The sequence below is a fragment of the Halomonas sp. DP3Y7-2 genome (genome assembly GCF_019800795.1).
Classification (GTDB): Bacteria; Pseudomonadota; Gammaproteobacteria; order Pseudomonadales; family Halomonadaceae; genus Halomonas; species Halomonas litopenaei_A.
The window spans coordinates 236,952-250,568 of record NZ_JAHVKJ010000007.1 but is presented as its reverse complement, the minus strand read 5'-3'; the positions used below and the strand labels follow the sequence as shown (position 1 = coordinate 250,568).

At 64.7% G+C, this 13,617-nt stretch carries 11 protein-coding genes; all 11 read left to right on the top strand.

Annotated elements, in window-relative coordinates; genetic code table 11:
- Positions 1–2 precede the first annotated feature (2 nt).
- The gene (locus KUV45_RS08085) at positions 3–833 is read left to right on the top strand and encodes a phosphogluconate dehydrogenase C-terminal domain-containing protein (protein WP_206941448.1); all 831 of its coding nucleotides are present in this window, start codon (positions 3–5) and stop codon (positions 831–833) included.
- A gap of 39 nt (positions 834–872) precedes the next feature.
- Positions 873–2,138, top strand: coding sequence for a ribulose-bisphosphate carboxylase large subunit family protein (locus KUV45_RS08080; RefSeq protein WP_222162679.1), 1,266 nt, complete (start codon positions 873–875; stop codon positions 2,136–2,138).
- Entirely contained in the window at positions 2,135–3,496 is a 1,362-nt protein-coding gene (locus KUV45_RS08075; RefSeq protein ID WP_222162678.1) for a four-carbon acid sugar kinase family protein, read from the top strand. The genes KUV45_RS08080 and KUV45_RS08075 overlap by 4 nt, the downstream gene beginning before the upstream one ends.
- Before the next feature lie 55 nt (positions 3,497–3,551).
- A complete protein-coding gene (locus KUV45_RS08070) occupies positions 3,552–4,604 on the top strand; it encodes a TRAP transporter substrate-binding protein (protein ID WP_206941454.1) in 1,053 nt (350 codons plus the stop codon).
- Between the two features lie 114 nt (positions 4,605–4,718).
- Positions 4,719–5,306: a TRAP transporter small permease gene (locus KUV45_RS08065; protein WP_222162677.1), complete on the top strand. Its 588-nt coding sequence runs from the start codon at positions 4,719–4,721 to the stop codon at positions 5,304–5,306.
- Positions 5,303–6,577, top strand: a complete 1,275-nt coding sequence (locus KUV45_RS08060) for a TRAP transporter large permease (RefSeq protein WP_206941456.1) — start codon at positions 5,303–5,305, stop codon at positions 6,575–6,577. The genes KUV45_RS08065 and KUV45_RS08060 overlap by 4 nt, the downstream gene beginning before the upstream one ends.
- 65 nt (positions 6,578–6,642) lie before the next feature.
- Complete coding sequence (locus KUV45_RS08055; protein WP_222162676.1) at positions 6,643–8,103, top strand: aldehyde dehydrogenase family protein; 1,461 nt, start codon at positions 6,643–6,645, stop codon at positions 8,101–8,103.
- Positions 8,104–8,165: 62 nt separating this feature from the next.
- On the top strand, positions 8,166–9,065 hold the full coding sequence (locus KUV45_RS08050; protein ID WP_222162675.1) for an NAD(P)-dependent oxidoreductase: 900 nt from the start codon (positions 8,166–8,168) through the stop codon (positions 9,063–9,065).
- A gap of 69 nt (positions 9,066–9,134) precedes the next feature.
- Entirely contained in the window at positions 9,135–10,355 is a 1,221-nt protein-coding gene (locus tag KUV45_RS08045) for a mandelate racemase/muconate lactonizing enzyme family protein (protein WP_222162674.1), read from the top strand.
- Positions 10,356–10,671: 316 nt separating this feature from the next.
- Positions 10,672–11,202: a (2Fe-2S)-binding protein gene (locus KUV45_RS08040; protein WP_222162673.1), complete on the top strand. Its 531-nt coding sequence runs from the start codon at positions 10,672–10,674 to the stop codon at positions 11,200–11,202.
- Positions 11,189–13,570 (top strand): xanthine dehydrogenase family protein molybdopterin-binding subunit, encoded by a 2,382-nt coding sequence (locus KUV45_RS08035; protein ID WP_222162672.1) that lies wholly within the window; start codon positions 11,189–11,191, stop codon positions 13,568–13,570. Before KUV45_RS08040 ends, KUV45_RS08035 begins: the two co-directional genes overlap by 14 nt.
- Positions 13,571–13,617 lie beyond the last annotated feature (47 nt).

Sequence of the window (13,617 nt, the reverse complement as noted above, 5' to 3'; positions counted from 1 at the left end):
CCATGACCAGCATTGCCTTGATCGGCGCCGGCGGCAAGATGGGCGCCCGCCTCTCCCGCAACCTCTCGTCCTCGGACTTTGAAGTGCGTCATGTGGAAGTCAGCGAGCAGGGGCGCCAGCGCCTTCGCGATGAATTGGGGATCGAGTGCGTCGACAGCGGCGAGCAGGCGGTGAAGGGGGCAGATGTGGTCATCCTGGCCGTGCCCGATACATTGATTCAGAAGATTGCCGCCGACCTTTCGCCGTCCATCGCTCCTGGCACCATGGTGATCTGCCTGGACGCCGCTGCACCGTTTGCCGGTCACCTGCCGGATCGTGACGACCTGGTCTACTTCGTGACCCATCCCTGCCATCCGCCGATCTTCAACGACGAGACCACGCTGGAGGCCAAGCGCGACTATTTTGGCGGCAGCCATGCCACCCAGCACATTGTCAGTGCCTTGATGCAGGGTGACGAACAGCATTTTGCCCTCGGCGAGTCCGTGGCCCGCACCATCTACGCTCCAGTCGGACGCAGCCATCGGGTCAGCGTTGAACAGATGGCCCTGCTCGAGCCCGGTCTGTCCGAGACCGTCTGTGCCACACTGCTATCGGTGATGCGGGAAGCCATGGATGAAGTGGTCGCCCGAGGCGTCAGCCACGAGTGCGCGAGAGACTTCCTGCTCGGCCACCTCAATATCCTGGGTGCGGTGATCTTCGACGAGCAGCCAGGTGCCTTCTCCGATGCCTGCAACAAGGCCATCGAGAACGGCAAGCCGATGCTGATGCGGGACGACTGGAAGCGTGTCTTCGAGCCTGACGCCATCGCCGACAGCATTCAGCGCATCACCTGACGCCCACTCCCGCGTCCCGCTGATCAAGGAGCCCCTGGCATGAGCCGTATCGAAGCCCGCTATCTGATCGAGACTCCGTTCGACGTGGCCCATGCCTGCGACGTCATGGCCGGGGAGCAATCCTGCGGCACCTTTACCCGGCTGGCCGCGGAGACCGACGAGTTGCGCGAGCGCCATGCCGCCAGGGTGGAATCCATCGAGCTGCTCGACAGCGTCACGACGCCGTCCTTGCCCATGCCGACACGCCCCCAACCCGACGGCACGCGCTATCAACGGGCTCGAGTGACGCTGTCCTGGCCGCTGGAGAATCTGGGGCCTTCGCTGACCACGCTGATGGCCACCCTGGCCGGCAACCTGTATGAGCTGAAGGAATTCTCGGGTCTCAGGCTCGAGAGCATCCAGCTGCCGGATGCCTTTGCTGGAGCGTATCCTGGCCCTCAATTCGGCATCGCCGGCACTCGACAGCTGACCGGCATTGGCCAGGGCCCGCTGATCGGCACCATCATCAAGCCCAGCGTGGGGCTGGACCCACAGGCCACTGCCAGCGTCGTCCAGCAGCTGCTGGATGGCGGGATCGACTTCATCAAGGACGACGAGCTTCAGGCCAATGGTCCCCACAACCCATTGGAGGCTCGCGTCGATGCCATCATGCCGCTGGTCCATGCCCATCAGCAGAAGACCGGTCGCAAGGTCATGGTGGCGTTCAATATCACCGGCGAGATCGACGACATGCGTCGCCACCACGACCACGTGCTGGCCGCTGGCGGCAGCTGTGTCATGGTGGCGCTCAACGCGGTGGGTCTGGCCGGCGTCAGCCACCTGCGCCGTCACTGTCAGCTGCCGATTCATGGCCATCGTGCCGGCTGGGGCATGTTCAGTCGCGACCCACTGCTGGGGATGGACTTCGCCGCCTGGCAAACGTTCTGGCGCCTGGCGGGGGCCGACCACCTTCATGTCAATGGCCTGGCCAACAAGTTCTCGGAGTCTGACGCAAGCGTTGCCGCCAGTGCCAGGGCCTGCCTGACCCCACTGTTTCCCGCTGCTGGCCCTGCCCATACGGTGATGCCGGTGTTCTCCTCCAACCAGACGGCCTGCCAGGCGATCGATACCTGGCGTGCCATGGGCGGCTCCAGCGACATGATCGTCACCGCTGGGGGTGGCATCATGGCACATCCCGGCGGTATTGCCGCCGGCGTCAGGAGCCTGCGTCAGGCCTATGACGCAGCCGCCCAGGGGGTTTCCCTTGCCGAGCATGCGCGCGAGCACCGCGAACTGGCCCAGGCCCTGGAGACCTTCTGCCCATGAGCGAGCTGCTGCTGAGCTACTACGGTGACGATCTGACCGGCTCCACCGATGCACTGGAAGCCCTCGCCAGCCACGGCGTGCCCAGCGTGCTGTTCACCCGCCGCCCCAGTGACGAGCAGCGAGCGCGCTTCGCCCACTGCCAAGCCCTGGGGCTCGCCGGCACCAGCCGCAGCGAATCCAATGACTGGATGCGCCGCGAGCTCAAGCAGGCCTTCCACTGGCTGGCCCAGCAAGGCGCCGAGCTGACCCACTACAAGACCTGCTCGACCTTCGACAGCAGTCCCGAGGTGGGCAGCATCGGCTGCGCCATGGAAGTGGGCCGCAGCGTCTTCGGCGACAACCCGATTCCGCTGGTGGTCGGCGTGCCACAGATGCGCCGCTACACCGTCTTCGGCGAACTCTTTGCCGCCTACCAGGACCAGGTCTATCGGATTGACCGACACCCCGTCATGGCGCGTCATCCGGTGACCCCCATGCGAGAAGCCGACCTGCGCCGCCACCTGGGGGAGCAGACAGCGCTGTCGATTGGACTGATCGCCGCGCCAAGCCTGACTCACCCAGATATCGACGACCATGTGGATGAAGCGATGGCGGCGTCATCCGCGGTGCTCTTCGACGTGCTCGAGCCACACCACCAGCAGGCGGTGGGCTACCAGCTGTGGCGGACGCGCCCTGGTGTCACAGGGACCTCTGGTGGCGGCCTCGTGGTGGGCTCTTCAGGGGTGGAATACGCCCTGCTGCGCGAATGGCAGCGCCAGGGCACGCTAGCGGGGCCAGCAGCATTTGCACCGCTACCCTCGGTGGATCGGATTGCGGTGGTCTCTGGCAGTGTCTCGAGTACCACGGCTCGGCAGATTGACTGGGCCCGACGGCACGCCAACTTTCACACCATTGAAGTGGATGCCAGGCGCCTGGCCGATCCAGTCTCCTGCCAGCAGGTCATGGCCAGCGCGGTGAGCGAGGCCCTTGAGGCATTGAACAAGGGGCGCAGCATCATTGTGCATACCGCCATGGGCCCCGACAGCCACGACGACAGCCTGACGGCGGAATCCAGCCGCCACCGCCTTGGCAAGTCATTGGGCGAGATGCTCAGGCAACTGGTCGATGACCAGGGACTGAGCCGCGTCTGTGTGGCGGGTGGCGATACATCGAGCCACGCCATCGCCGCGCTGGACATCCACGCCCTGACCGTTCGGCTGCCGCTGCCGGACACCCCTGGCTCGCCGCTATGCCAGGCTCACAGCGACGATCCTCGCTACCACGCCCTGGAGGTGGCCTTCAAAGGCGGCCAGATCGGGGGCGACGACTACTTCGAACGCCTGCGGCGGGGCAGCCACATCGCCGACCACGAGCATTAGTCCGGTCGTGCCAGCGCACGGCCACCAAGCGTCATCCCGCAAAGAGGAAACAACAATGACGATGTCCCAACGCCACGCTCTCTCGCTTCATCCTGCTCAACAGCGCTCTCGCCCGGCACTTCTCGGCACCACGGCGCTCAGGCCATGTCTGCTGGCGGTGGCCACCGCTCTGTTCTCGCTACCGGCACTGGCCGCCCAGACCATCACCGTGGGTCACACCACATCGGACAGCTCGCACTATTCCGAGGGCATCGATGCCTTCAAGGCTACCCTGGAGGAGCTGTCCGGGGGAGAGTTCACCGTCAATGAGCAATCCTCCGGCGCGCTTGGCGGCGAACGCGCCATGATCGAGGGGCTGCAGATCGGCACCATCGATGCCGTCGTCACCTCCACCGGCCCCCTCGGCAACTTTGTGCCGGAGACCTATGTGCTCGACCTGCCGTTCCTGTTCAAGGACTATGCCCATGCCCGCTGCGTGCTGGATGGCGAGGTGGGCCAGGACCTGTTGGACAAGATCGGCGAACATGACCTCGTGGGACTCGCCTGGACCGAAAACGGCTTCCGCCACATGACCAACAGTCAGCGTGATATCAACACTCCGGAAGACGCCCAGGGGCTGAAGATTCGCACCATGGAAAACGAGATGCACATGGCCGCGTTTAACGAGATGGGCGTGCACCCCACGCCGATGGCCTTCCCGGAGCTGTTTACCGCACTGCAACAGGGCACCGTCGACGGCCAGGAAAACCCCATTTCGGTGATTCTCACCGGTAACCTGTGGGAAGTGCAGGACCGTCTGTCGCTGACCGGCCATGTCTATTCGCCGGCCATCATGCTGGCCTCGCCAATCCTGTGGGACGGCCTCACCGACGAACAGAAGGGCTGGTTCATGGAAGCCGCCCACGCCGGTGCCGAAGCGACCCGCGCCATGGTCTCCCGACTCGAGACCGAGGGCGTGGAAGAGCTCAAGGCCAAGGGCATGACCGTGGTCGAGGACATCGACAAGGCACAGTTCCAGGCAGCCGTCGAGCCGTCTTACTCGGTCTATACCGATGAGTACGGCTCCGAGATGCTCGATCGCATTCGCGCCAGCGACTGCGGCAACTGATCTCGCGGGGTCGTCCGGGGTGACTCGGACGCGCCTGGCCAGCTAGCGCCTGTCGCGGGCTCGCCAGGCGCTCCCCGTGGCCGACTCCCTGTCACTCGAGATGAGGAACGTCTCATGCTGGATCTGTTCTTCCGCTTCGAGCGCGCCGTTTCCCAGATCGCCCTGTACGCAGCGGTGCTGATGCTGGTGGCCTCGGTCAGTCTTGGCTTCTACCAGGTGCTGACGCGCTTTGTTTTCGATGCGCCGTCTACCTGGTCCGAGGTGATGGCCCGCTCCACCATGATCTGGTGCGTCTTTATGGGTGCTGCTGCCACCTTCCGCGGCGGCTACATGATGGCCGTCGAGGTGATCTACAAGCTGGTGCCGGCCCCTGCGCTGAAGGTGCTGGAAAGCGTGATTGCCCTGTGCTGCATGATCGTGCTGGCGATCCTGGTGATCTATGGCTATCAAATGACCCTGCGGGTACAGAACCAGATGCTCTCTGGGGTTGGCATTTCGATCGCCTGGATCTATGCCGCCATCCCGATCGGCGCGGCCTTCTCGCTGCTGTCGGTGATCACTCGCCTGGTCGCCCAGTTGACCGGGCGCGAGACGATCGGCGTGGCCGACGCCGAAGCCCCCCTGGCACCGCCGGCGACGCCTCCCTCTGCATCCACCACCTCGACCGCCAGCGCTGCCGACGAGGGGAGGAAGACACCATGAATGCTGCCATTGGCCTGTCGCTGATCATCCTGTTTGCCCTTGGCGTACCGATTGCCGTCTCGATTCTGCTGGCGTCGGTCATCGGCATCGAATTCTTTACCCGCTTCCCGCTGCTGATGGTGCCCCAGCAGATGTTTGTCGGCATCGACAACTTCCCGCTGATGGCGATTCCCTTCTTTATCCTGGCCGGCAACCTGATGGCCGCCGGTGGCATTTCCCAGCGCCTGGTCGACCTTGCCAAGTCCATCGTGGGGGGCCTGCAAGGCGGCCTGGCCATGACCTGCGTGTTGACCTGCATGCTGTTTGCTGCGGTATCGGGCTCAAGCGTGGCCACCACCTTTGCCATTGGTTCGATCCTGATCCCGGCGATGGTCGCCCATGACTATCCGCGCCCCCTGGCCGCCTCCATTCAGGCGTCCTCGGCGGAACTGGGGGTACTGATCCCTCCGTCCATTCCGCTGATTCTCTACGGCGTCAGCACCGACACCTCGATTGGGCGGCTGTTTATCGCGGGGATCGGGCCGGGGTTGCTGATCGGATCGGCGCTGCTGCTGTTTCTCTACGTCTTCTGCAAGCTCAGAGGCTATGGCCTGCGTGACCGCGAAGATCGTGCCTCATTTGGTTCCTCGCTGCGGCGCGCCTGGGCGGCCTTGCTGATGCCGGTGGTGGTGATCGGCGGTATCTACGGTGGGGTCTTCACCCCCACCGAGGCCTCTGCAGTGGCGGTGTTCTATGCACTGATCGTCGGCGGGCTGGTCTACCGTGAACTTCCCCTGCGCGAACTGTTGCCGATTCTGCGCCAGAGCGTCATCTCTACCGCCACCGTGATGCTGATCATCTCTGCCGCCGCTCTGTTCAGCTTCCTGATCAGCCGCTCGGGACTGCCTGGGGAGGTCGCCGCCTGGGTCACCCAGGTGTTCGAGAGCCCGGTAAGCTTCCTGCTGGCGGTCAACGTGATGCTGCTGGTGATCGGCATGTTTGTCGAAACCTCGGCAGCCATTCTGGTGCTGGCTCCTATCTTCACGCCTATCGCCGTGCAGTACGGCATCGACCCGGTGCACTTCGGGCTGATCGTGGTGGTCAACCTGGCGCTCGGCATGTTCACCCCGCCGCTAGGCGTCAATCTGTTCGCCGCCTGCGCCGTCGCCAAACTGTCCATCGACCAGCTGATTCCGTGGCTCGCGCGCTTTGTTCTGGTCGTGCTGGCCTGCCTGATGGCCATCACCTACCTGCCCTGGATCTCGTTGGGCCTGGTGGACCTGCTGTACTGACACCCTGTACCTCGCGTTAGCCCGCGTCGCCCGGCGCGGGTCCTCTCATCCCTGCGGAGACCTTCATGAACACACTTCCCGTCCAGCCACCGTCCGGCGCTCTGATTGGCGGTCAATGGCATGCCACCAGCGAGACACTCGAGGTCTTGCGTCCCGCCAGCGGCGACCCGATTGCCCGTATCGCCGCCAGCACTGCCGACGATGTCGATGCCGCGGTGGCGGCCGCCCGAGCGGCATTCGCCGGGGAGCTGGGTAGCTGGGCAAGCTGGTCTGCCCGGGCACGCAGTGAATGGCTGTACCGCTTCAGCCAGGCCATCGACGCCGATGCCGACCATCTCGCGGCACTTGAATGCGCCGATACCGGCAAGCCCATCAGTCAGGCACGGGGCGACATCGCCGCCTGCGCGCGCTACTTCCGCTTCTATGCAGGCGCGGCGGACAAGCTTCACGGCGAGACGATTCCCTTCGACCCTGACTACGCGGTGATGACGCTGCGGGAACCCTACGGCGTCTGCGCCCAGATCATCCCCTGGAACTATCCCGCCCAGATCTTCGGACGCTGCGTGGCGGCAGCGCTGGCGGCGGGCAATACCTGCGTGTTGAAACCCGCCGAGGATGCCTGCCTCAGTGTGCTGCGACTCGCCGAGCTGGCCGTGGACACGGGCCTGCCAGACGGCGCCCTCAACGTGGTCCCGGGCCTCGGTCGCGTCGCCGGCGCTGCCCTGGCAGAGCATCCCGATATCGATCACCTGTCCTTCACCGGCTCCCCGGATACCGGCACGCTGGTCACCCAGGCGGCGGCGGTCCACCACGTCCCGGTCACCCTGGAGCTCGGTGGCAAGTCGCCCCAGCTACTGTTCGCCGACGCGGATCGCCAGAGCGCCCTGGACGCCGTGGTGCGAGGCATCATTCAGAATGCCGGTCAGACCTGTTCAGCCGGCAGTCGGCTGCTGGTCGAAGCCAGCATTCATGACGAGGTGGTCGACGCCCTGGCCCGCCGCTTCGAGGCGCTGGTATGCGATGCCGGCGAGCAGGACCCGGACTGTGGCGCGCTGATCAATGCCCGTCAGCGAGACAAGGTGATGACCTTGATCGAGGCAGCGACAGAGGACGGTATCCAGATCGCTGCCCGTGGCCGCCTTGCCGACGATGCCCCTGCTGGCGGCCACTTTGTCGTGCCTCACCTGCTGACACAGGTCCCCGAAGGCCACGGCGTCAGCCGCGAAGAGTTGTTCGGGCCGGTACTGGTAGTGCAGCCGTTCGCGGATGAAGCCGAGGCGGTACGTCTTGCCAATTCTACCGACTTCGGCCTGTGCGCTGGCGTATGGACCCGTGACGGCGGCCGCCAGCTGCGCCTGGCCAAGGCCATTCGCTCCGGCCAGGTGTTCGTCAACAACTACGGCGCTGCAGGGGGCATCGAACTGCCGTTCGGCGGCGTCGGCAAGTCCGGGCACGGCAGGGAAAAGGGCTTCGAAGGCCTCAAGAGCTACACTCGACTGAAGACCGTGGCCATTCGCCACGGATGAGCCACGGAGGCGTCGCCTCTGTGCCGCCTCATGACAGCTTCATCTACCATAAGGAACCGGGAATGACCTCTTCTGTTCATGTAGGCCTGATCGGCGTTGGCCTGATGGGCCATGGCATCGCTCAGAGCCTGCTGCGCCAGGGACATCGGCTGAGCTATCTGGATCACCCAGGCAACCAGCCCTGCGACGACCTTCAGACGGCAGGCGCCACGCCACTGGAAACACCGCGAGACGTGGCCTCTGCTGCAGAGCTGGTCATCCTCTGCGTCACCGGCACCCCCCAGGTGGAAAGCGTACTGTTCGACCCCCATGGGGTTCTGGAAGGACTCAAGCCCGATCAGATCGTCGTCGACTGCTCCACCGCCATTCCCAGCTCCACTCAGGCGATTGAAGCTCGCGTGCGGGAGGCAGGGGGCCGCTTCGTTGACGCCGCCATGACACGAACGCCCAAAGAGGCCGCAGAGGGGCGACTCAACCTTATCGTAGGCGCGGACAAGGCGCTGTTCGACGAGTTGACGCCGCTGTTTTCGGCGTTTGCCGAGCACATCACCCACGGCGGCCCCGTCGGGGCAGGCCATACCCTGAAGCTGCTGCACAACTTTGTCTCCTTGGGATTCACCGCCGTGCTGGCCGAGGCCAGCGCCGCCTCGCAGCGGGCGGGCATCGACAACAGCGTGCTGCTGGAGGTACTGGGCAACGGTGGCGGCGGCGGTGTGGTGCTGGAGCGGCTGCGACCGTATCTGGTGGACGCCGATCCCTCGGGCTTTCGTTTCAGCCTGTCGAACTCGCTCAAGGATGTGGGCTACTACCATAGCATGAGCAAGGACCTGGGAGCCTCACGCCAGATGGGCCAAGCCGTCCATCAGCTTTATGCCGATATCGTGGCCGAGGGCAACGGCGAACGACTGCTGCCTGAGCTGATCAGTCTGCTGGCCGACGCCTCGACTCAGCGAGGGGACTGAGGGGCCACCAGCGCGGCCAGCGCTTTCGACGCCCGCTTTCCACACCACTGACAATCGCCAGGAGCCTCCATGAAGATCCAGCGCATTGATACCTTCCGTCCGAAGGCTCGGCCCTCGCTGATCTGGGTACGTCTGCACACCGAGGACGGGCTGATCGGCCTGGGAGAAAGCTGGTTTGGCTGCGACGCCATCGAAGCCGACATTCATGGCCGCCTGGCGCCCCTGCTGCTGGGCGAGGACGCCCGTCGTATCGAAGCCCTGCACCGCAAGATGCAGCCCTACGTGGGCTTCACCGGCACCAGCGCCGAAACCCGCGCGCTGTCTGCGGTCGACGTGGCACTGTGGGACCTGGCGGGACAGCGGGCAGGCTTGCCACTGCACGACCTTCTGGGGGGCAAGAGCCGTGACCGGGTGCCGCTCTACAACACCTGTGCGGGACCCGACTATGTGTCCCAGTCTGCCGACGTACGGCCGGGAAATTTCGGTCTGGGCAGCGGGGCCGCAGCGGCATCCGTTCAGGCCCGACCGCGTTACGAGGATCTACAGGGATTTCTCGAACGCCCGGCTGAGCTTGCCTCGGAGCTGCTCGACATGGGCATTTCGGCGATGAAGATCTGGCCCTTCGATTTCGCCGAAGGCGCCCACGATGGCATGACCATCTCGCCCCAGGATCTCAACCGCGCCCTGTGGCCGTTCGAGGAAATCCGCCGAGTCCATGGCGATCGCATGCGTCTCAAGGCCGAGCTGCATGGACTCTGGAGCGTGAACGCCGCTGGTCGGATTTGCCGTGCGCTGGCGCCTATCGATCCCGATTGGGTTGAAGACCCGCTGTGGATGGATCGCTTCGATCCGTTAAGCGAACTGGCCGACATCGGAATACCGCTGGCAGGAGGAGAAACACTGGGCGGACTCGGCCAGATACGTGACCTGCTGCAGCGGGGCCGTATCCACACGCCGATCATCGATGTCACCTGGGGCGGAGGCATCACCTTTGCCCGCAAGGCCGCCGCCCTGGCGGAGGCAGAAGCGCGACCGATCGCCTTCCATGACTGTTCCGGCCCGATCACCCTGGCCGTTTCCACCCACCTGGCCATGGCCCTGCCCAACGTGGCCGAACAGGAGTTCACCCGCGCCTTCTACTATGGCTGGTACGGCGACTGCATCGACGGGCTCCCCCCCATCGAAAACGGCATGATCCGCGTCAGCGGCGAAGCGGGACTGGGGGTGAAGTTGAAGGTAGATACCGAAGGCGCGGATAACGCTGTCAGCTGTACCACCAGCCAAGGCTGACGCGACATTTCAGACTCGCCGGACACTCGAGCGCCCTCCATGTCACGTTACCAGTCGGCCAACCATTTCAACGGCCTGTCCAGCACGCCTCATTCTGCTAAAGCACACTCTCGCATTTTCAACGTTGCCCTCTAGTCGACTGGTCTATAGTATCGCCGCAACGCTTTTAAAATGTCTTTCATGTGCTGCTGAACGCGCCAGGACAGGCGGTCACGCCCTGACCAAGGTAAAACGCGGTACACGACGGCGCCCATAACAACAACGTATCCAAGACCGCTCGACAGACCAGCAACGAGACTGCGAGGACCCCCTACCCATGACCAGCTTCACCCTTAACGGCGAGGCGGTAAGTGTCGAGGTGGATCCACAGACCCCACTGCTGTGGGTGCTGCGCGATACCCTTGGCCTGACCGGCACCAAGTTCGGCTGCGGCATTGCCCAGTGTGGCGCCTGTACGATCCACTTCAACGGCTCTGCCACGCGCAGCTGCGTGCTGCCGCTGGCCGCCGCGGAAGGTGCCGAAATCACTACCATTGAAGGCCTGGATGCCGACGGCAACCATCCGCTACAGCAGGCCTGGCGGGAAGAGCAGGTGCCCCAATGCGGCTACTGCCAGTCAGGCCAGATCATGCAGGCAGCCGACCTGCTCGCACGCAAGCCCTCCCCCAGCGACGATGAGATCACTCAGGGCATGAGCGGCAACCTGTGTCGTTGCATGGCCTATGTGCGTATTCACCGAGCGGTCAAGCGTGCAGCGAACATGGCGCAGGCCGGTGTACAGCGCTGGGAGCCCCCCACGGGTGAAGCCAGCGATAGCGTGGAGGGCAACCAGCATGCCAAGGCCTAACGATCCACAGGTTGGCGATGTCCACGGCCGTGACCCGCAGCAGCGTTCATCCATCAGTGCCTCAGGCATCAGCCGTCGGGGCTTTTTGATCGGCACCCTTGGCTCGACAGCGGTGCTGGCGTTTGGCCTTCCCGGCATTGCCCTGGCCCAGGACGCAACCGATACCGCCCTCAAGGAAGGCCAGTACGAGCCAACCTTGTGGTACGCCATCGATAGCAACGGCCAGGTCACACTGCACTGCACCAAGGCCGAGATGGGCCAGCACGTGGGAACCAGCCTGGCACGTCTGGTCGCCGAGGAGCTTGAGGTCGACCCGGCGACCATGCGTATCGAGTACGTCGACAGCGACCCCAAGTGGGGATACATGATCACCGGTGGCAGCTGGTCGGTGAATCACAGTTTTCTGCCGCTCTCCCGCGCGGGTGCCGCTGGCCGCGAAGCGCTGATCGACGCCGGCGCTCGTCTGCTGGATGTGGACCCCGCACGCTGCCACGCCCGCAATGGTCAGGTCATCTGCGACAATCAGCGGATCAGCTACGGCGAGATCGTTGCCAGCGGCACCCTGTCGCGTAGCTACAGCGCCGAAGAGCTGGAAGCGATTGCCCTGAAACCCGCCAGTGAGCGACGCGTACTGGGCAGCCCCGGTAGCGCCCAGGACATCCCCGACAAGACCACCGGAGCCGCCCTCTTCGGGATCGATGCCAAGATCGATGGCATGGTCTACGCGCGCCCGGTGCTGCCACCTGCCCGTTTTGGTTGCCAGGCCGTCTCGATCGATGACAGTGCTGCAGCAACGATCCCGGGCTATCAGCAGACGCTGCGCCTGGAGGATCCCTCAGGCCTATGCCAGGGCTGGCTTGCGGTGGTTGCCGACAGCTTTTCGGCGGCCATGCGTGCGACCGATGCGCTCAAGGTCGAGTGGGACGTCGGTCCCGCTGCCGCCATCAGTGAAGCGGACATACAGCAGGAAGGACGACGTCTGACCGAGGCGCCGACCCGTGACAATGGTGCTCTGTTTGTGGACAGCGGCGACCTGGCATCCGCCTTTGAGCGTGCCGACGCCGACAGCGCGACCCTGGTCGATGCCACCTACACCACCGCAAGCGTTCTGCATTTCCAGCTGGAGCCAGTGAATGCCACCGTGGTCGAGCGCGACGGGCATTGGCACATCCATTGCGGCAACCAGCAGCAGTCCGCCTCAGTGCCGCTGGTGGCCAAGGCGCTGGAGGTCGACGACAGCCAGGTGACCTTCCATCAGTATTACCTCGGCGGTGGTTTCGGGCGACGTCTCTATGGCGACTATGCTGTTCCGGCGGCGCTTGCCGCCAAGGCGCTGGGCAAACCGGTCAAGATGGTGTTTACCCGCCCCGATGATAGCCGTCTCGATTGCGTTCGCTCGCCGTCGGTGCAGCGCCTGCGCTCAGCCGTCACGGCAAGCGGTGAGATCCTGGCCAGTGAGCATGCAGCTGCGGCGGGATGGCCCACCGCGGCGATCGCGCCCGGCTTTCTGGGCGAGTTCGTCGATGGTGGCGGCAAGCTAGACTCCTTCGCCATCAGCGGAGCGGACCACTGGTACAGGGTCGCTGCCCAGCGGGTGTGGGCTCAGCAGAATCACAAGGCCCACGAGGCCTTTGTCCCTGGCTACCTGCGTTCGGTGGGGCCGGGCTGGACCACCTGGGCAGTCGAGAGCCATATGGATGAACTGGCCCAGGCGGCAGGGCTCGACCCGGCCCGCTTCCGCCTGGCGCTGCTCCAGGCGGAAGGGCGCAACGCCGGGGAAGCGCCGAACAGCGTGGGTGGCGCCGAACGCCTGAAGGCGGTGTTACAGCGCGCGCTGGAGAAGTCGGGCTGGAGCGAACGCGATACCTTACCGGAGGACACAGGGCTCGGCGTGGCACTCAGCTTCGGCCAGGAACGCCATATGCCAACCTGGGTGGCCTGTGTCGCCCGCGTCAAGGTAGATCGGAGCAGCGGCGACGTCTCGGTTGAAAAGCTGACCTCGGTCGTGGACGCCGGCACCCTGGCCCACCCGGATGGCGCCATGGCCCAGCTGGAAGGGTCACTGCTGTGGGGCCTGTCCATGGCACTGCACGAAGGCACCGAGTACGCAGAGGGGCAGCCCAGCGATCTCAATCTCAACAGCTACACCCCGCTGCGTATGCATCAGGTGCCAGAGCTGGATCTTGAGTTCATGATCAACGACCACACGCCGGTCGGGCTCGGTGAACCCGGCACCTGCGTGGTGGCGCCCGCCATCGGCAATGCTGTCGCGCATGCCTGCGGTGTGCGTTTACGTGATCTTCCGATGCGGGCACAAACCCTCAAGACACGACTCGGCAACCGCGCCGATGCCCAGATGACGAGCTGACAGCCGCAAGGGAGCCCTCCGGCCAACAACGGAGGGCTCCCCCCGAA